Below are 18,418 nucleotides of genomic sequence, written 5' to 3'. Positions count from 1 at the left end.
ACGCTGGCGCAGCGAAACATCCCAAAAAGTTAGAAAAAATGGGGATCCCTGAGCGGGGATCCCCGATTTGGTTGATCGATCTGTATCTGGGCCAAGCTAGGGCTGCCGTCGGAAGCTCTTCACCTCCAAGACCGGCCCCACCTGAGCCACCGTCACCATGTCTTCTTTGAGCTGTCCCTGGATGGTGACTTCCAACCCCTCTTGTAAGAGCTCTTTGGGGGCGCGGAAGAGGGCATAGTGCTGGCCGGAAGGCAGGGTCAGCACCCACACCCCTCCTTCGATATCCAGGAACTGGATGGTACCGCTGTATTCTTCCATCACCGCCTCAGCGCTAGACCGGTGCTGTTGGACTGGGACTCCAGGATGGCTTGTGCTCCCAAATAGGCCAGGCCCAGGCAGAGCAGGCCATTGAAGAGCAAAAAGGAGCGACCCAGCCAAGCAGAGGATCCAAGCCATACTACCCCCTCATAGAACAGAGATCCGGACAAGAGCAGATGGGAGGCCATGCCGATAGAGAGGCCGATCACCGCCCAGCGCCAGCGCCGATGGCCCAGGAGCAGCACCAGCAACAGGCCCGGGATCAAGACGCTGGCAAACAAGGGGTTCAAAGCGTTGGTTTGGGCCAAGGCGGTGCCCAGCTCCGGCAGGGAGCTCCCCGCCAATTGGAAGGGCCAGCGAGGGGCACCCACAATGGCCAAGCCCTGCAGTGGGAAGAGGCCGGCGCTGCCCAAGAGGATCCCGGCCAGCAAAGGCACTGTTGCCCGCATCGGCTTGGGAGCCAGCCACCAGCGGATCAGCACCAGGATGATGTAGCCGCCTATCACCATCAGCAGCTTGGGCACCAGGGCAATCGGGCCGCCATCAAACCAGAAGCGCGGGTTGAGGTAGCCGTTGTTGTTCAGGTATTGCAGGAAGTCCTTCAGCCACAGCACCAGGGGGTTCTCCTCTTGCTGACCGGTGGCTCGGGCCAGCGCCTTGGCAGCATCCAGACGACCGGCCCCGTAGAAGTTCTGTTTGTCGCCGGGCACCGGGGTGGCCGACATCTTCAGCACCTCTTCCACCTTGTCCGGGTCTTTGATGCCCTGGGCTTGGATCAGCGCCGCCACGCCGGCCACGTGGGGAGTGGCCATGCTGGTGCCTTGGAAGTAGGCAAAGACCGGCTCGCTGGGGTTGCGGCGGTTGATGGTCTGCTGCAGAATGCCGTACTCAGGGTGATCGGGGGTTTTGGCGCCGCCCGGGGCAGAGATGTCCACCCCCACCCCATAGTTAGAGTAAGGGGCTTTGCTGCCATCGGGGCCGGTGGCCGAGACAGCGATCACATGCGGGTAGCGGGCCGGGTAGCTCACCTGGTCGGAGTTTTCGTTGCCGGCGGCTGCGATCACCGTCACCCCTTTGCTGTGGGCATAGGCTACGGCCTCTTCCATCAGTCGGGCCGAAGCGCGGCTACCCAGGCTGAGGTTGATGATCGTGGCCCCGTGGTCGGCAGCATAGCGGATCCCTTCCACCACATCCGACAGGGAGCCGAAGCCGTTGGCATCCAACACCCGCACCGGCATAATCTTGGCCTTGAAGGCGATGCCGGCTACACCCAAGAAATTGTTGGTGGATTGGGCGATGGTTCCCGCCACATGGGTGCCGTGGCCGTTGAGGTCTTCCGGGTCCTCATCATCGTCCACGAAGTCATAGCCCTGCACAAATTGAGTTTGGGCCAGGTCGGGAACTCGCGTCACCCCAGTATCCACCACGGCTACCGTCACCCCTTCCCCCTGAGAGATGTCCCAGGCTTCCGGCATGCGGATGGCCCTGAGATTCCACTGCTGGGGATAGAGGCGGTCGTTGGGCACAAAGGCCGCCTGGAATTGATAGTTGGGGTGAGCGTACTCGATCAAAGCTTCGTTGGTGAGCCGCTTGACCAGCCGCCGCGTGGATCCCAGATGGTCGGCATCCACGTCAAATAGGTAGATCGCTTCTTGGCGGGCAAAAGCGCTGTCGCTGCTGGGGCGGAGCGTCAAATTATACTCTTTGGCGATAGCGGCAATCTGGCTGGGGGTGGCCGTATTAACAAAGTTGACCACGATGCTGTCGTAGGGGGTGGATCCCTTGCCGCAAGCCGTCAACAGCAGTGCCATCAGTCCGGCGCAGCAAAGGCCCAACCAGCGTCTGAATTTCATAATTCACGCCCTCGGGATCCAAACCAAAATGGTTGCAACCAGTATGCCTTCTGGATCGACGATTGACGAGATGCGATCCGGGATTGGGGCAAAATTGCCAAAAGGTGCAACCTTCGCCGCGCAAGAAGGGATCCCAGCCCTGCCGAGAAAGTGCTATGACAAGATGAGCGAAGAAGAAGGGGGAAGTCAGGGTCGTATGGATAGAGTTTTGCAGCTCCTGATCCAGGGTTGGTACTATTCCATCCCCCTGCTGACGTTCTCGGTCTTCTCGGTGGCCTGTTGCATCGAGCGGGCCTTGTTCTGGTGGAAGGTCACCCACCGGCAGGAGGAGGTGGTGCGGCAAGCCCTCAGCCAGTACCGCCGCAACCCACGCGCTGCCCAGTATCTGCTGGAACAAAATGCCGACCTGCCCATTGCTCGCATCTTTTTGGCCGGCCTGGAGCTGAACGAAGCCAGCCCCGAAGATTTTAAGTTGGCCCTGGAAACAGCCCTGGCGGCAGAGGTGCCCCTGCTGAAGCGCTTCAACACGGTCTTCGACACTGTCATTACCGTTGCCCCCTTCCTGGGACTGCTGGGCACGGTTACCGGCATCATCCAGATCCTCAGCTCCATCCAACTGGGAGATATCGGCGGCACCGACACACAGGGGGTGGGTCAAGGGATTGCCGAAGCCCTCTACTCGACCGCCTTTGGGCTGATCGTGGCCATTCCCACCTTGCTGATCTCCAATGTCTTCCGCTCTCTCTACCTGCGGCAACTTTCCAAGATCCAGGAGTACGGCGGCGAGCTGGAGTTGCTGCATCGGCAGCGGCAAGAGATGCAAGCCCAGCAACTTTCCCAGTACCCCTACACGCAGTCCAGACCCGGTGGCAGCTCCACCCTTCCGCCCTACTCTTCGCTTGAGCCCTCTTAAGCCATGCGCATCCCCGAAGAAAACTTCCGCTCCGGCGAGATTAATATTGTGCCCTTGATCGATGTCATCTTTTCGATCTTGGTGTTTTTTGTCATCGCCAGCTTGGTGCTCACCCGCTCGGAAGCGCTGGATGTCAACCTGCCGGACGCAACCACGGCCCAAGTTCGTCTACAGCCGGATGTAACGGTGAGCATCACGGCAGAAGGCCAGATCGCCGTCAACCAGGAAAAGATCGCCGATATCTCCGCTCTGATCCCGACGGTGGAACGCATCCTGGCCGAGAAGCCGGCTGAAGGGCGCCGCCTGGTGGTGATCAACGCCGATTTGGCCCTCTCCCACGGCAAGGTGGTAGAGGTGATGGATACCCTGCAGCGGCTGCCCAACGTCAGCCTGGCCATTGCCGCCCGCCGCCCCGCCAATAACCGTTGACACCTTCCCTCTCTCTGGGGTCACCCTGCCCCCAGCAGTTGGATCAGCAGCGCCTTTTGCACGTGGAGGCGATTTTCTGCTTGATCCCACACACGGGACTGGGATCCCTCTAAGACCTCGGCAGTAATCTCCTCTTCCCGGTGGGCAGGCAAGCAGTGCAGCACGATAGCCTCGGGATCCGCCTGTTTTATCAGCGCGGCGTTGACCTGGTAGGGCAGGAAGTGGGCTTTGCGGGCCTCGGCCTGATCCTCTTGGCCCATGCTGGCCCACACGTCGGTATAGACCACCTGAGCTCCTGCGACTGCTGCGTAGGGATCCCGTAAGACCAGCACCTGCGATCCCTGGGCCAGGGCTTGTGCTTCTGCCACCACCGCCCCATCCGGCTCGTAACCGGGGGGTGTGGCGACACGGATGTGGATCCCGCTCATGGCACAGCCCAGCAGCAGGGAATGGGCAACGTTATTGCCGTCGCCGCAATAGGCCAAGGTCAGGCCCGCCAGTTGGCCGAAGTTCTCCTGGATGGTGAGCAGATCGGCCAACACCTGACAGGGGTGAAACTGATCCGTGAGGGCGTTGATCACCGGGATCTCGGCATACTCGGCAAAGATCTCCAGCTCTCGCTGGTCGTAGGTGCGAATGGCAATGACATCCAGGTAGCGGGAGAGGACGCGGGCCGTATCCGGCAGGGGTTCGCCGCGGCTCACCTGCAGCGCCGTCGGTACCAGATCCAGGGTGCTGCCCCCACACTGGGCCATGGCAGCAGTAAAACTGACGCGGGTGCGGGTGGAAGCCTTTTGAAACAACAGCCCCAGCACCCGACCCCGCAGATCCGCCCGATAGGGATCCCGCTTCAGTTCCGCCGCTTGAGCCAGCAGGGCCGATAGCTCTGCCGATGTCAGGTCGCTGAGCCGGAGCAGATCCCGCCCGGCTAAGTTCACAGATCCCACGGTCTTCGACTCGGCCATAGTGCCGCGCGCCACCTCCACGAACAACCCAGCATTGCCAACCCCGCGTTGGTCTTTGAGCCTCAGCTCGACCACGGCCTCAGGATCCGGCTACCGCGAAGAGGAACGAATGGCCTCTTGGGCCTGTTGCCGACGGGCCGAGATCTGAGCCTGGAGGGCCTGGATGGCGGCAGCATACTGGGGGTCGGCCGAGGTGGCCACCAACTCCCGGTTCTGGCCCAGCCGCTTCAGATCTTCTTCAGACAACTCCACCAAAATATCGGGGGTGATGCCCTTGTGATCGATGTCGGTGCCGTTGGGGGTGCGATAACGGGCGATGGTCACCGCCAGGCCCGACCCATCCGACAGGGGATGCACCGACTGCACCAGGCCCTTGCCGAAGGTTTGCGTGCCGATGATCACGGCGCGACGGTTATCTTGCAAAGCCCCCGACAGGATCTCGCTGGCGCTGGCGGATCCCCCATCCACCAAAACGGCCAAAGGCTTGTCGGTGAGGGCGGTGTTGTTGGCCGTGAGGCGATCCTGCTCCCCTTGCCGGTTCACCGTCGAGACAATGCTGCCTCGGTCGATCCACATGCGGGCGATCTCGGCGCTGGAGTAGAGCAGCCCCCCTGGGTTGGCCCGCAGATCGAGAACGTAGGCGGCCACCCCTCGTTTCTCCAGCTCGCGAATGGCTTGGCGCATCTTCTCGGCAGCGTTGCCGGAAAACTGGGTGATGCGGATGTAGCCGATGGGCAGGCCGCTTTCCTCGTGAACCTCGTAGCGCACGGTGGCCAGCTCGATTCTCTCCCGCACCAGGTCGAACACCTTCAGCCCTTCTCCCTCGCGGCGGATGGTCAGCCGCACCCGCGTACCCGGCTCGCCCCGAATGAGGTTGACCGCGGCGTTGGTGTCCATGCCTTCGGTGGACTTGTCGTCGATGCGCACGATCACGTCTTTGGATTTGATCCCGGCCCGGTCGGCGGGGGACCCTTCGATGGGGGAGATCACCACCAGCTCGTTCGTCTCTTGATCCATGCCCAGCGTGATCCCCACCCCGGTCAGCTCGCCGGATGTATCAATTTGCATGCTGGCGAACTGATCGGGATCCAAAAAGCGGGTGTAGGGATCGTTCAGTTTCTTCAGGGCTTCGCGAATGGCCGCATAGGCATCTTCTCGGGTGGCATATTCTCGGCTGAGCAGATCCCGCCGCACCGCCTCCCAATCGACGGAGTTAAAGGAAGGATCGACGTACTCGCGATTGACGATCTGCCAAACTTCGTCCACCACTTCTTTGGGATCCCGGCGAAACCCTGCCCAACCCGGACTGGATAGCTGCACGCCAACCAGCGACACGGCTGTGACTACCGCAGCCGTTGCACTCACCACAAACCCACGCTTTCTCATTGGCTCTCCTGGAAGACAAGGTGCTAAAAGTCGAGGTTGACGAGGTGGATCGCTAACCGTCCGGGAACGGAAGTGCAAGCAAAAGCTTTCTCTCGTCCGCCCTCATCCCAGAAGCATCGGAGATGAAGGAGGAGTACCCCGCCGCAGCCGGTGGGATCCAAAGTTTGGTAGGCTGCAAATGGCACAGCCCGAATGTGCCTAACCTAGCATAGGGATCCCCACAAGGGCGCTCCTGGGATCCCATTCATCACACATCCCAACCCAATTGCCGCTCTTTGTTCTGGATGGGCGCTTGTGCCGCCTTCTTGACCCTATGTCCCTCTCCACCGACTGCCCTAACTCGCTTGCAGCCGCTTTCGATCGGCCTTTGCTGTCCCAAGTGCAGTTGGCCCGCGCTGCCGCCCAGCGCACAGCCACCTTGCCCACTGCTATTAAAAATGCTGCTCTGGAGGCCATGGCCACCGCCCTGCTGGAACACCAAGAGGCCATCTTGACGGCCAACCAGGCGGATTTGGAGCAGGCAGCAGAGAGGGTCGAGGCCGGGGAGTTGTCGGCAGCCGCCTATGCCCGCCTGAAGCTGGATCCCCACAAGTTGGCGGACATGGTGGCCGGAGTGCGGCAGGTGATCCGGCTAGGGGATCCGGTGGGCCGAGCTTTGCTGATCCGAGAGCTGGACGAGGGGCTGGTACTGGAGCGGCGCACCTATCCTTTGGGAGTGCTGGGGGTGATCTTCGAGTCGCGGCCCGATGCTCTGGTGCAAATTGCCGCCCTGGCGGTGAAAACGGGCAATAGCGTCTTGCTCAAAGGGGGATCCGAAGCCCTGCTCTCCTGTCAGGCGTTGATGGCGGCCATCCAAGCGGGGCTGCAGCAGATCCCGGACTTTCCCCAGGGATCTTTGCAGCTGCTCACCAGCCGTGAGGAGATCAAAGCCCTGCTGCAACTGGAGGGGCTGGTGGATCTAATTATCCCCCGCGGCTCCAGCAGCTTTGTCCGCTACATCATGGAAAATACCCGCATCCCGGTGCTGGGCCACGCCGATGGCCTGTGTCACCTGTACGTGGATCGGGCTGCCGATGTGGAGATGGCGGTGAGGCTGACGCTGGACAGCAAAACCCAGTACCCCGCCGCCTGCAACGCCATCGAGACCCTGCTGGTGCACGCGGACATTGCCCCCCAGTTTTTGCCCCCGGCGGTCCAGGCGCTGCGCGAGCAAGGGGTGGAGTTGCGCGGGGATCCCCGCTGCCGCGAGCTGGTGCCGGATCTGATCCCGGCCACTGAGGCCGACTGGAGCACCGAGTACGCCGATTTGATCCTCTCGATCAAGATGGTCGGCTCCCTTGACGAGGCCATTGCCCACATCCAGCAGTACGGATCCCGCCATACCGAGGCCATCGTGACCGAAGATGCCGCCGCCGCCCGTCGATTTCTGGATGAAGTGGATGCGGCAGGAGTCTTTCACAATGCTTCCACCCGCTTTGCCGACGGCTTCCGCTACGGCTTTGGGGCAGAAGTGGGGATCAGCACCCAAAAACTGCCGCCGCGCGGCCCGGTGGGTTTGGAGGGCTTGGTGACCTACCGCTACCAACTGCGAGGGCAAGGACATCTTGTAGCCGACTATACAGGCCCGCAGGCCCGGCCTTTTCAACATCGAGATCGTCTGAACAACACCGGTTTGGCCTAGGGGACACGGCCTGCCCCGGAAAGGTTATGAGGCAAGCGTTCATAAAAACCGTTCTCCTCGTCTTGGCGGCTCCAGGTTGGGGTAGATTAAAGAATAGCTCTGTGATTTGCAAAGGTTGTGCTTCGTGTCGCGCTGTGGTGTGACAATTAACGATTGGGTTCTGGACTCCAACTGTGCCGACTTGAGCGCCTTTGACCCAGCACCTTGCTTTTTGGTCGCCTTTTGTTATTTCGATTAGGAGCTTCACTGAATCATGTCTGTGCGTCTGTATGTCGGAAATCTGCCGGAAGAGGTGGATCGTCAGGCGTTGGAGAAGCTCTTTCGCTCTGCCGGCGAGGTGATTTCCACCAAGGTGATTCGGGATCGCAAGACCGGCAAGTGTCGCGGCTTCGGATTTGTAACGGTGAACACCGAGGAGCAGGCGCAGCAGTACATCGAAAAGTTCAATGGCCACAGCTTTGGGGATGTTAACTTGCGCATTGAGATCGCCCAGCCGCGCGACCGAGGGGAAGAGGCCCCATCCAAAGCGGCAGCTCCTGAGCCCTCAGCCAAAGAGTCTGGCAAGGAGTCTAAAGATTCCAGAGCATCCAGAGATTCTGAGGCCAAAGGCTCTAAAGATCCATCAGCAGGAAACTCTGCTCCCAGCAAAAAGCAACGCCAGCGCGGCAACAAAGGCGGGCGCGCCACTGTCGCTGCCGCCAGCGAGGCAGCCTCTGAGCCGGATCCCCGCTGGGCCAGCCAGTTGCAGCGGATCAAGGAGCAGCTTCTGCAGGCCACCAATTCCTGATCCCCCCGAAGGAGTGATAGACACCGTTGGGATCCGACGGTAGGCTGTGTGGAGTTCTGGGCATGTCTGAGAGGGGGGTTAGGATGAATAGGCTGGTGAGGGTTTTTCGCGCTTGGGCTCAGGCCGGACTTTTGCTTGGGCTAATGGTTCTGCTGGAAGTGGGAAGTGGAGCTGCGGTTTTCCTGCCGGCGGCGGCGGCCCCGGCAGATTTGGAAGAGCAGGTGCTCCAGATCATTCGCAAGAACCCCCAGGTGATCCTAGAGGCTGTCCAGGAATACCAGCAGCGACAGTACCAAGAGCAACAGCAACAGCAGCAGCAGTTGGCGGAAGAATTTGGCCGTCAGTTGCGGGAGAACCCGCGTGCCGTCATCGGAGACTCTCCCCAACTGGGATCCGAGGCTTTGCGGTTGGTGTTGGTGGAGTTTTCCGATTTTCAATGTCCCTTCTGCGCCCGCGCCCACGATACCCTCAAACAGTTCATGGCCGAGCACGGGAACGAGGTGACCTTGGTGTACAAGCACCTGCCCTTGACCAGCATCCACCCGGAGGCGATGGCGGCGGCTCGCGCGGCTTGGGCTGCCCAGCGCCAGGGTAAGTTCTGGGAATTTCACGACGAGCTGTTCGCCAACCAATCCCAGCTTGGAGATGCGTTTTATGTGGCCACTGCCGAGAAGTTGGGCCTGAACGTGGAGAAGTTCAACCGGGATCGGCGCAGCCGGGCGGCAGAGCGAGCCATTCAGCGGGATATGGATCTGGCCTCTCAACTGGGCATTGGCGGCACGCCCTATTTCATCTTGAACGGCATTGCCTTCTCGGGGGCGCAGCCGCTGGAGGTGTTTGAGCAGACGCTGCAACAGGCCAAACAAGCTCTTTAGCCCGTTCAGGGTCTTAGGTCCTGATGTCGAGTCCCTATCGTTGCCCGGAGTGTGGGGATGAGTTCCTGTTTCGACCGGATCCCTGCCCCACCTGTGCCAGCCGACAACGCCAGAAGCAGCGGGCCGCTCGCGCCAAGGAAAAGCGGGGCAGCTACGACCTGACGGGCCAAGTTGCTGCTGCCGAGTTCTGGCAACTGTTGCGCTGGTACCCCTGTTGCCCCTGCTGTGGCAGGCCATGGTCACAGGTGGGATCCGCTCCTGTCCAGGATCACATCATCCCCCTCAGCCGCGGAGGGCCCAACACGGCTGCCAACTTGCAGCCCCTCTGCCCGGCCTGCAACGGCTGGAAGGCAGACTTTCTCATCTATTTCGACAGGGCTGTGCCGGGTCAGGTGCGACCCTTGCCCCAGCACCTTTGGCCCAGCTTTCGGCGTTGGCTCCGCCTCACCGGGGCCAATCGGGGGGTGGAGGATGTCCACAGCATCTTGTCCAGCCCCTGCGAAAGGCAACTGGACTGGTTGGATCCCAGCTTAGATCTTGGCGGCGGGGATCGCCCCCACGTGGTGCAACAGTTGGCCTATCCCCTGGCCAGCCCGGCCCAATTGCAGGCGGAAACCCTGCGCCTCACCCTAGTGGCGATCTCACTTGCAGAAGGATCCCTGGCGATTCCAACAAGCGGTGCAAAGGGCAGCGAGGCCCAATGGGGCTATTCTCAACAGCAGCGAGACGGTTCCTGACCTCCCCTCTCCCTCAGGGAAAGGGGCTGAAGCTGGCTGCTGCTACTCCACGGGCAGGATGCGGGCGTCAAACCCCGCCTCGGCCAGGGCGCGCCGCGCCTGTTCGGCATTGGCCCGCTGCCGGTAAGTGCCCACCTGAATCACAGAGCCGCGCACAAAAGCGTCAGGGGCAAACTGCTGCAGCTTGGGCAGCGCCTCTGCGCCGGCGGATACCACCACCCAAAATCCGCCTGTGCCTTCTTCGCGCAGGGATGCGGGAGAGGGGGTGGGATCCTGAACCAGAAGCGGTCGAGAGCGGCGCAGATCGGCGGGGAAGATCCCGGCTTCGTAGCCTCGGTCGGCCAGGTACCGCACCTGTTCGGCGGCAGCAGCCGGATCGGCAAACCCGCCCGTGCGCACCACCCGCAGGTCGTCGTAGATCAAAGGCAGGGATCCCTCTAGCAGTTGTTTGAGTGCAGGCCATTTCTCACCGCTGGGATCCGCCACCAACACCCAGTAGCGCTCCCCCTGAGGTGGATTGGAGTCAGGATCCCCTACAGCTTCCTCCCCTGCCAGCGACACCGCCACTGCCGGCAAGCCCTGGGCGGTCAGCCAGCGGGCCTGATCCTGCGCCAGCGACAGGCGGGAGAAGGTGCCCGTCTGCAAAGCCGCCTGGCCGCGGTACTGCACCACAGCAGCTCCTGGAAAAAAGCGGCGCACCCGCTCTTCCAGCCGGGGATCCCTGCTGGGGTTGGGCACATAGGTGGCAAAGGGCCGCTGGGGATCGGAGGGGGGAGCCGTTGGCGCCGGCGGGGCAGGGTTTTCAGAGCTGGGGGAGGGGCGGTCGGGCGCTGTTTGGGCGGGAAAAGCGGGCGGAAGGGGCGGATCCGTATCTTGACGGCTCACCACCCGCACCGGCAAGCCCAACCGTTCCAATTCAGCCTGGCGGCGTTGGGCGTGGTTGCGGTTGATGAACGTCCCCGCTAAAATGAACACCTGCCCGTCCCCTTGCACCAAATAGGCATCCGGCACCTGGCCGCGCACCTGGGCTAGAGCGGCTGCCTCGTTGGCCAGCACATGTACCTGGTAGCGGGTCAAGGCCAAAGCAGCAGGCAGGGCGAGGACAAAAGCCGCCAGGGATCCGGCCAAGAGGGCCGCTGTCATCCCCAGCCGTGGAGCAGGGAGCCCCTGCCACCCTGGAGCAGCCCTTTGGTTTATAAGCCATCTGCGGCACTGAAACAGCCCGGCGTTCACGGGATAAGCACAGACTTAGCGCATTTTTGGGTGCATCTCTAGTATAGACAGGTCGGCAGAACTCCACCCCTGGCGGGAATGGTTTGCGGCCCAGGGGTTTTCAGAAGCGGCGGCGCCGGCGGCGCCGAGCAGTCAGGGTGCGGGATCCCCCCAGGGCAAAGCGGATGATCTCCGTCTTGTACTGCTGCGAGCCCTCTGTGTAGTGGGCAAGCTGAATAGCGGATCCCTGGCCGGAGGGAAGAGCTGGCAAGGGCTGATCCGGGGTTTCGGCTTCGAGGGCGATGAAAAATCTTAGACGCAGCAGCACCTCCAGTTTAGACAGGCGCTCGGTCTGTTCGGGCACGAGGCGGCCGAGAGAGATTTGGAGGCGCGGCCTGCGGCGCCGGGATCCAGGGCGGCTCCAAAGCTGCCGGGCCAACGTCCACAGAGAGGCTTGCTCAGGAGACTTGACCAATAGCTTCCAGCCTGTCAGCGGGTTGAGGCCATAGGTAAGCAGCAGAGAATACATCGGCGGCAGGAAAGAGCAGAGGAGCGTTTTGAGTTAATGTCAAAAGGATAGCCCATAGGCCAACTGTAGCACTGCTACCTGCTACCTGAAGACCGATTGCAATGGCCGGGATCCCTGCCCAACGCTGGCTGTTTCATTCTGCAGACACACTGGCTGCCCAGAACTTGGCCGAGGCAGTGGGGGTCTCCTCTGTGTTGGCTCAGATCTTGCTCAATCGCGGCCTCTCTAGCCCTGCTGCTGTGCAGCGGTATTTGCAGCCGGATCCCGCCCACCTGCCCCCGCCCAGCCAGGATTTTGCCGATTTGCCGCTGGCGGTGGAACTGCTGGATGGGGCGATTTGCCGACAAGAGCCCATTGCCATCTGCGGCGACTACGATGCCGACGGCATGACCAGCACGGCTCTGCTGCTGCGGGCGTTGCGGGGCACGCCAGTGGTTTACCGCATTCCCAGCCGCATGACCGAGGGCTATGGCCTCAACAGCCGCATGGTGCAAGAGCTGCACCGCGAGGGGGTGCGCCTCATCCTCACGGTGGACAACGGCATCTCTGCCCACGAGCCCATCCAACTGGCCAAAGCCCTAGGTTTGACGGTGATCGTGACGGATCACCACGATTTGCCGCCCCAGTTGCCCCCTGCCGACGCCATCCTCAATCCCAAACAGCTCCCGCTCTCTTCTCCCTATCGAGGGATGGCCGGGGTGGGGGTGGCCTACCTCCTGGCCCAGGCGCTGGCGGAGCGGCGCGGTGACGGCCATTTGGAGCGGGTGGCGCTGGAACTGTTTACCGTGGGCACCATTGCCGATTTGGCGCCGCTGACAGGGATCAACCGCCTTTGGGTGCGGCAGGGGCTGAACCTCTTGCCCACTTCCCAGGTGGCCGGGATCCGCGCCCTGTTGCAGGTGATGGGGGTGCAGGGATCCCCAGAGGAGCTGCGGCCTGAGTGGATTGGGTTTGGCCTGGGGCCGCGCATCAACGCCGTTGGGCGGATTGGCCAGGCGAGAATGGGGATCCAGTTGCTGACCACCGACGACCCGCAGCAGGCGGAGAAACTGGCCCGCCGCTGCGAACGCCTCAACCAGGTGCGGCAGCAGATGTGCAGCCGCATCGAGGCCGAGGCCCTGGAGCAAATTGCCCGGCAAGGTCGGGATCTGCGGCAGGAACGGGTGTTGACGATTTTGGGATCCCCGCAGCAGAAATGGCACAAAGGGGTGATCGGCATCGTGGCCTCGCGCTTGGCAGAGCGTTTGGGCTGTCCGGTGTTCATCGGCAGCCAGTCGCGGCAAGGGGAGGTCAGCGGCTCGGCGCGGCAGGGGATCCCGGAGTTCGACGTGTTTCAGGCGTTGGAGTTTTGCCAAGATCTGTTCAGCAAACACGGCGGCCACCCGGCGGCAGGGGGATTTAGCCTGAGGGCGGAAAACTGGCCTCTTTTTGAAGAGCGGCTGCGGCAGTTTGCCCAACAGCAGTTGCAGCCGGAGCAGATCCAGCCGCTGGTACAGATCGACGTGGAGGTGGCACTGGCGGATCTCACCCTTGACCTCTATCGAGAGCTTCAGCATCTGCAGCCCTGTGGCATCGGCAACCCTGAGCCGGTCTTCTGCAGCCGCAACCTGCAGGTGCTGCAACAGCAGCGCTTTGGCGCAAGGGCCGTTAGTGGGGATACCCCCAGCCACCTGAAGCTGCTGGTTCAGGATCCCGACACTTCTGCCTTTGGCAACCGAGCAGAACCCTCACTAGCCTCAACCGCCAAAGCCCGCAGCCGTCCCCTGTGGGCCATTCGCTGGCGAGGGGCTGAGAATTATCCCCTGCCCGACCGAGTTGACCTCGCCTACACTCTGAAGGCCAAAACGTGGCAGGGAGAAACCCAACTGGAGCTGGAAATTGTCGGGATCCGACCTGCCCAAGAGGCTGCTGCCCGCACCCCCCCCTTTCCTCTGGACGCTGCTCCTTCCATGTCCCACTCCCAGAGCGAGACCGAGTCCTCACCCCTGTTGATCTGGCGACCCACCCCCCAGCCCACCCAGCCTTTGCGTTGGCAAGCTGTAGACCGGTTTTCTGTCCTCTTGCCCCGGGCGCGGGGAACCATCCTGTTCTACGGCTTCCGCCGCCCTTCGCTTGTCCTGTCTTCTGGGCGGCACTTGACTCTCCACTACGACCGCCCCCAAACCGGCCACCGCTACGATCAACTCTGGTTGTGGAGTTGGCCTCCTTCTGTGGATCACCTCAAGTGGCTGCTCTGGGGTACTCCCAGCAGTGAGCTGCTGATCGCCGTCCATCGGCAAGCGGTGCCCCTACCCTCCGCCACCGGCTTGCAACGCCAGCTCCGCCAATACCTGCAAACCCACAGCCAGGTGGATCTGCTGCGCTTGGCCCAGCAATGGTGGCTGTCTCCGGCGGTATTGGTGGCAGGCTTGCGCTCCCTGGGGTATGCCTGTTCGGATTTTGGCCCCACAGGATCCCTGGACGAAGAACTGGAGGCCCAGCAAGCTTGGTACCGCAGCTCCTGGCAGCAAGTGGCCGCCCGGCTGCTGCAGATTCCTTTTGCGCCAGCGGTGTAGGGCAGCATGGGAATTAAGCTACTGCTGGGCTCCGACTACCACGGCAGCGACCGGCTGATCCGGCAGGCCCTGGCCCATCTGCCACAGGTGGATGCTTACATCAACTGCGGCGATTTCTGTTCCAAGGCCGGCAAGCCCTCCCGTAAAGCCACCCAGGGCTTTCATCCGGCAGCGCAAGCCGAGGTAGCCCAGTTGCAATCTTTTCTGGCGGCGGTGGAGAGTTTGGGCAAGCCCTGGCTCTTCCTGCCCGGCAACCACGATCCGGCGGCTGCGGTTTTGGATTCGCTGGCTGGCAGTTGGGGGCGGGCCATCACCCAGTCCTGCTGCTTTGAGTGGCTGGGGTTACAGGTTTTGGCTGTGCCCTGGACTCCCCCCTGTGGTTGGAGCTGGTCTCTCACCTCCGGCCATTTGCAGGAGCTGCTCCACCTCTACCGTCAACCCCCCCGGCCCATTGACCTGCTGCTGACCCATGCTCCGCCGCAAGGTCTTTTGGATGAAGGCGGAAAATGGTATCACCATTGCACGCCCACTTTGCGCCCCTTATTGGAACAGGTGCAGCCGCGCTACTACATCTGCGGACACATGCATTGGGATGGGGGCAAGGTAGAGCGGTGGGGATCCACCCTGGTGATCAACGCGGCTCTGCACAACATGGTTCTCGAGATCGATTAGGTAGGGATCCCTTGGATTTGCGCTAGGATCCCTTTCATGCCCCGTTCTTTGATCTTGGCCAGCAGCAGCCCTGGCAAATGGCGCGAGTTCAACGCCTTTTTCCAAGCCCATGCCCCCGCTTGGGAGCTGCTCCGTCTGCCTGCAGCAATTGAGGTGGAAGAGACCGGTACCACCTTTGCCGAGAATGCCCTTCTCAAAGCCAAGGCCGTGGCCAAAGCTCTGAGAGAGTGGGCCATTGCCGACGATTCCGGCCTGGCGGTGGCAGCCCTTGGCGGCGCCCCCGGGATCCACTCGGCTCGCTATGCTAACAGCGATGCCGCCCGCATCCAGCGGCTGCTGCAGGAGATGGAAGGGATCCCAAATCGCCGAGCCACCTTTCACTGCGCCATCGCCCTGGTGGATCCCCAGGGCCAGGTGCAGGCGTTGGTGGAAGGCCTTTGCCACGGGGAAATCTTGACCCAGCCGCGGGGAAAGGGGGGGTTCGGCTACGACCCGCTGTTTTGGGTGCCGGAGGTGGAGCTAACCTTTGCCGAGATGAGCCCGGCGCAAAAAGAAGCCATCGGCCACCGCGGCCAGGCCCTACGCGCCCTCAAGGAGCAGTTGCTCGCCTTGGAGGGCAGTCTGGGCTAGCCTAGACTCACCAAAGGCTTGGGAGCTGCTAGGATACACTAGTCCAATTCTTGAGGGTTTGGGACAGGGAAAACCCTCTTGCGTTGGCAGCCGAAAGGGAGTACTTGAGGCAACATGAGCTTCTCCGAGTTTGAGGATCGCGATCCCACCGCCGCGACAGAGCAGGCTGCTGGCCGTGGTTCTCCAGATTCTACTTCCAGTCCAAACTCCAGCGGAGCAGCGGGCGGCCGTCGTTCTCCGCCCCCTTTGCCGGAAGAGGGCTCAACTGTTGCGGGCGCAGAAGATTGGCTGGATGAGGAGAATGGGCGGGATAGCCACAGGGCTTCGCGACCTTCTGGCCGCAGCCGAGACAACGAAAAGGGTGAGCAGAGAAGAGCGGGTGAGCGTTCTGGACAGGCCCTAGTTCCCCGCCGTTCTGTCTCCGGCAGCCGGAACGGATCCGCCCGCTCTTCTGCCTATGCCGGCTCCTACCGGTCTGCAACTTACGGCTACACCGCCGGCTACGGCGGCAGTGGAGGATATGGAGGTGGAGGACGCAGCAGCAGCTCCTCAGGGGGAGTCTCCTCCTCGGATCTGACAATCCTGCTGGTGGTGGCCTTGCTGGCTTTCTTCGGCGGGTTTGCCATCCGCAACATCTTTGCCGAGTCGGGCGGCTTCGACGATGAGCGTCCCATCCGCGCGGCCAACGTGCCGGCGGCCTTCCGGGATTTTTGCTTTGCCTACAATGGCACGGCTTCCTTTACCGTGGTGCAACTGACCAGCGTTTCCGCCCTCACCATGGCTTCGGTGCCCATTTACAAGATGGACACCTGCACCATCCCCGTCAGCCAAACCGCCAACGCCCTGCAGGCCTTGGGCATCCGCGGGCGGGCAGACACCTTAGGCCCACAATTGGGGGGATCCAACCTCACCCTCATCCAGCTCCCTCTCGCCAGCGGCTTGGCCCGCGCCATCTACAACCAGTTTCCCAGCTTGGCCAGTCAGGGTAACGAGGCCCAGGTTTTGTCCCAACTGGAAACCACCATCAACAACACCCTGCGCTCCAACATCGAAGGGCTGGCCTTGCAAGGCCTGGAGCCCACCAACATCCCCGATGTGTACGTGATGGTGCCGGGGCACTCCTTCAATTTGCAGCCTCAACTCAACCTGCGCTAGCCATGCCCCTCAAACAATCCTTTGACACACTCTCCTGGGCGAGGACGTGTTCATCACCTTAGAAGGTGGAGAAGGAGCGGGCAAAACCACTCAGCAGTCCCTTTTGGCCGAGCAGCTTCAACAAGAGGGCTATGCTTGCCTGTGTACCCGCGAGCCAGGGGGCACAGCACTGGGAAAGGTGCTGCGGGAGCTGCTGTTGCACGGGGATCCCATGACGCCGCTGGCCGAGCTGCTCCTGTACGCGGCGGATCGGGCTGAACACGTGAGCAAGGTCATCGCGCCGGCCCTGGCGGCGGGACAAGTGGTGATCTGTGATCGCTACACCGATTCCACCCTGGCCTACCAGGGCTACGGTCGGGGGCTGGATTTGGGGCAGATCCGCCAGCTCAACCACTTGGCCACCGGCGGGCTGCAGCCGCATCTCACCCTGTGGCTGGATCTTGCTCCCGAAGTGGGGCTAGCGCGCTCCCATCTTGGCGACAAACTGGAACAGGAGCACCTGGAGTTCCACCGCCGCGTCTACCAAGGGTTCCAAGCCCTGGCCGCTGCAGAACCGCAGCGGACTGTCCGCATCGATGCCGAGGGATCCCCTGCCGAGGTAGCGGCACGGATTTGGTCGGTGGTGAAGCCCCGCCTACCCCGGCGCGACAACAGTGCAAGTTAGTATCTCTCCCCTCTCGCCCCCTTAAGGTTAAAATTAGGTTAAGAAGCAAAGCCGCTCTACCTCTTCCTAGGTTAGGTTGGCTGGGCAGCTCCGCGGGCGAGAGTTTTGTCTTTTCGATTGCTTCGCTGGGCTTTTGGAAAGGGAGACCTGTCTATAGATGCGATGTTGCTGGGTACCGAGCAAAAGGGTGAACAGAACCAGATCATGCTTTCCCCTTTGTCCTCGTCCTCTCTGGCGCTCCAAGCCCACCAACTGTTGAGCCAGCAATGGCAGCGACTGCAAAAACACGTGCGGCGAGTTCTGGCCCAGCATCCAGAGGCAGTAGAATCCTTGCATCAAATCCGGGTGATCCTGCGCCGTATTGGCACCTGGGTGGAGGTGTTTCAGGGATCTGTCCGGCTGCCCAAACCTCTTAAGCCCAAACGCCTGCAAAAGTTGGCCAGGGCTTTGGGCAAACAGCGGGATCTGGACGTGCTGCTGGAAATCCTGCAGGAGCCGTGCTGGGAAGGGATCCCGGCGGCCCAGCAAGCGGAGCTGGAGAAGCTAAGGCAAGATCTGCGGCAACGTCGAGCCCAAGCTGAGAAGCGCTCCCGTCGCGCCCTCGAAGATTCTGACTTTCTGGAGTTTCAAGCCGCCTGCGAGCAGTGGCTGGCTCACCCGCGCTACAAGCCTCAGGCAGAGCTGCCTTTGCTGGAAAGCTTGCCCCATTTGCTGACCCCTCTGCTGGCCGAGTGGCTGCTGCAACCGGGTTGGCGGATCCCTGCTTTTCCCAGGACGGAGGCTCAAGCTGAGCAACTGCACGAGCTGCGCAAGGCTACCAAACGGCTGCGCTATCAGGTGGAGTTTTTTGCGCCCTTTTACGGGGAAGCCATGCAAGATTGGATAGCGACCCTGAAGCGCTTGCAAGACCAACTGGGCCGCTTTAACGACTTGCAAGTTTTGCAAGCCGAGCTGCCCGCAGACTCAGAACTGCAAACCCTTCTCCAAGAGCAACAAAAGCTAGCCCTCCAGGAGTGGCCCGGCTACCAACAGCGCTATCTGTCTACTGCTGAGCAGC

At 61.8% G+C, this 18,418-nt stretch carries 18 protein-coding genes; 12 read left to right on the top strand and 6 right to left on the bottom strand.

Features of this window, described 5'->3' with window-relative positions; translation table 11 throughout:
- Positions 1–96: 96 nt before the first annotated feature.
- Together NW844_RS07565 and NW844_RS07560 are read right to left on the bottom strand one after the other, a co-directional pair.
- A complete protein-coding gene (locus tag NW844_RS07565) occupies positions 97–318 on the bottom strand; it encodes a hypothetical protein (RefSeq protein ID WP_414334777.1) in 222 nt (73 codons plus the stop codon).
- On the bottom strand, positions 318–2,129 hold the full coding sequence (locus NW844_RS07560) for a S8 family serine peptidase (protein ID WP_414334776.1): 1,812 nt from the start codon (positions 2,127–2,129) through the stop codon (positions 318–320). The genes NW844_RS07565 and NW844_RS07560 overlap by 1 nt, the downstream gene beginning before the upstream one ends.
- Positions 2,130–2,391: 262 nt before the next feature.
- On the opposite strand from NW844_RS07560, the gene NW844_RS07555 reads away from it, so the two are divergent.
- Both NW844_RS07555 and NW844_RS07550 read left to right on the top strand, forming a co-directional pair.
- Complete coding sequence (locus tag NW844_RS07555) at positions 2,392–3,084, top strand: MotA/TolQ/ExbB proton channel family protein (protein WP_414334779.1); 693 nt, start codon at positions 2,392–2,394, stop codon at positions 3,082–3,084.
- A gap of 3 nt (positions 3,085–3,087) precedes the next feature.
- Positions 3,088–3,513: an ExbD/TolR family protein gene (locus NW844_RS07550; RefSeq protein ID WP_414334775.1), complete on the top strand. Its 426-nt coding sequence runs from the start codon at positions 3,088–3,090 to the stop codon at positions 3,511–3,513.
- Positions 3,514–3,533: 20 nt separating this feature from the next.
- Here the strand turns inward: NW844_RS07550 and argF are convergent, their stop codons facing one another.
- The gene (gene argF / locus NW844_RS07545) at positions 3,534–4,451 is read right to left on the bottom strand and encodes an ornithine carbamoyltransferase (protein WP_414334778.1); all 918 of its coding nucleotides are present in this window, start codon (positions 4,449–4,451) and stop codon (positions 3,534–3,536) included.
- 117 nt (positions 4,452–4,568) lie between these two features.
- Positions 4,569–5,864 carry a carboxyl-terminal processing protease CtpC gene (gene ctpC / locus NW844_RS07540; RefSeq protein WP_414334774.1) on the bottom strand — a complete coding sequence of 432 codons (1,296 nt, stop codon included), beginning with the start codon at positions 5,862–5,864 and terminating at the stop codon, positions 4,569–4,571.
- A 313-nt stretch (positions 5,865–6,177) separates the two neighbouring features.
- Here ctpC and NW844_RS07535 point away from each other — a divergent pair, with 313 nt between their 5' ends.
- From NW844_RS07535 to NW844_RS07520, 4 genes are all read left to right on the top strand, one after another.
- Positions 6,178–7,545, top strand: a complete 1,368-nt coding sequence (locus NW844_RS07535; RefSeq protein ID WP_414334773.1) for a glutamate-5-semialdehyde dehydrogenase — start codon at positions 6,178–6,180, stop codon at positions 7,543–7,545.
- 253 nt (positions 7,546–7,798) lie between these two features.
- Positions 7,799–8,332 carry an RNA recognition motif domain-containing protein gene (locus tag NW844_RS07530; protein ID WP_414334772.1) on the top strand — a complete coding sequence of 178 codons (534 nt, stop codon included), beginning with the start codon at positions 7,799–7,801 and terminating at the stop codon, positions 8,330–8,332.
- Between the two features lie 143 nt (positions 8,333–8,475).
- Positions 8,476–9,207, top strand: coding sequence for a DsbA family protein (locus tag NW844_RS07525; RefSeq protein WP_414334771.1), 732 nt, complete (start codon positions 8,476–8,478; stop codon positions 9,205–9,207).
- A gap of 23 nt (positions 9,208–9,230) precedes the next feature.
- Entirely contained in the window at positions 9,231–9,944 is a 714-nt protein-coding gene (locus tag NW844_RS07520) for an HNH endonuclease (RefSeq protein ID WP_414334770.1), read from the top strand.
- A 42-nt stretch (positions 9,945–9,986) separates the two neighbouring features.
- Here the strand turns inward: NW844_RS07520 and NW844_RS07515 are convergent, their stop codons facing one another.
- Positions 9,987–11,087, bottom strand: coding sequence for an SPOR domain-containing protein (locus NW844_RS07515; RefSeq protein WP_414334769.1), 1,101 nt, complete (start codon positions 11,085–11,087; stop codon positions 9,987–9,989).
- Positions 11,088–11,277: 190 nt separating this feature from the next.
- The gene (locus NW844_RS07510; RefSeq protein WP_414334768.1) at positions 11,278–11,685 is read right to left on the bottom strand and encodes a hypothetical protein; all 408 of its coding nucleotides are present in this window, start codon (positions 11,683–11,685) and stop codon (positions 11,278–11,280) included.
- A gap of 101 nt (positions 11,686–11,786) precedes the next feature.
- On the opposite strand from NW844_RS07510, the gene recJ reads away from it, so the two are divergent.
- The 6 genes from recJ to NW844_RS07480 form a co-directional block, all read left to right on the top strand.
- Positions 11,787–14,240: a single-stranded-DNA-specific exonuclease RecJ gene (recJ, locus tag NW844_RS07505; protein WP_414334767.1), complete on the top strand. Its 2,454-nt coding sequence runs from the start codon at positions 11,787–11,789 to the stop codon at positions 14,238–14,240.
- Positions 14,241–14,246: 6 nt separating this feature from the next.
- Positions 14,247–14,912: a metallophosphoesterase family protein gene (locus NW844_RS07500; protein WP_414334766.1), complete on the top strand. Its 666-nt coding sequence runs from the start codon at positions 14,247–14,249 to the stop codon at positions 14,910–14,912.
- Between the two features lie 36 nt (positions 14,913–14,948).
- Positions 14,949–15,542 carry an RdgB/HAM1 family non-canonical purine NTP pyrophosphatase gene (gene rdgB / locus NW844_RS07495; RefSeq protein WP_414334765.1) on the top strand — a complete coding sequence of 198 codons (594 nt, stop codon included), beginning with the start codon at positions 14,949–14,951 and terminating at the stop codon, positions 15,540–15,542.
- Between the two features lie 114 nt (positions 15,543–15,656).
- Positions 15,657–16,697: a hypothetical protein gene (locus NW844_RS07490; protein WP_414334764.1), complete on the top strand. Its 1,041-nt coding sequence runs from the start codon at positions 15,657–15,659 to the stop codon at positions 16,695–16,697.
- A 46-nt stretch (positions 16,698–16,743) separates the two neighbouring features.
- Complete coding sequence (gene tmk / locus NW844_RS07485; RefSeq protein ID WP_414334763.1) at positions 16,744–17,361, top strand: dTMP kinase; 618 nt, start codon at positions 16,744–16,746, stop codon at positions 17,359–17,361.
- 162 nt (positions 17,362–17,523) lie between these two features.
- Positions 17,524–18,418: CHAD domain-containing protein (locus tag NW844_RS07480; protein WP_414334762.1), on the top strand; the 895-nt coding region annotated here is incomplete at its 3' end.

The sequence above is a fragment of the Synechococcus sp. H55.2 genome (assembly GCF_047462495.1).
Classification (GTDB): domain Bacteria; phylum Cyanobacteriota; class Cyanobacteriia; order Thermostichales; family Thermostichaceae; genus Thermostichus.
This window is presented reverse-complemented; position numbering and strand designations above follow the sequence as displayed.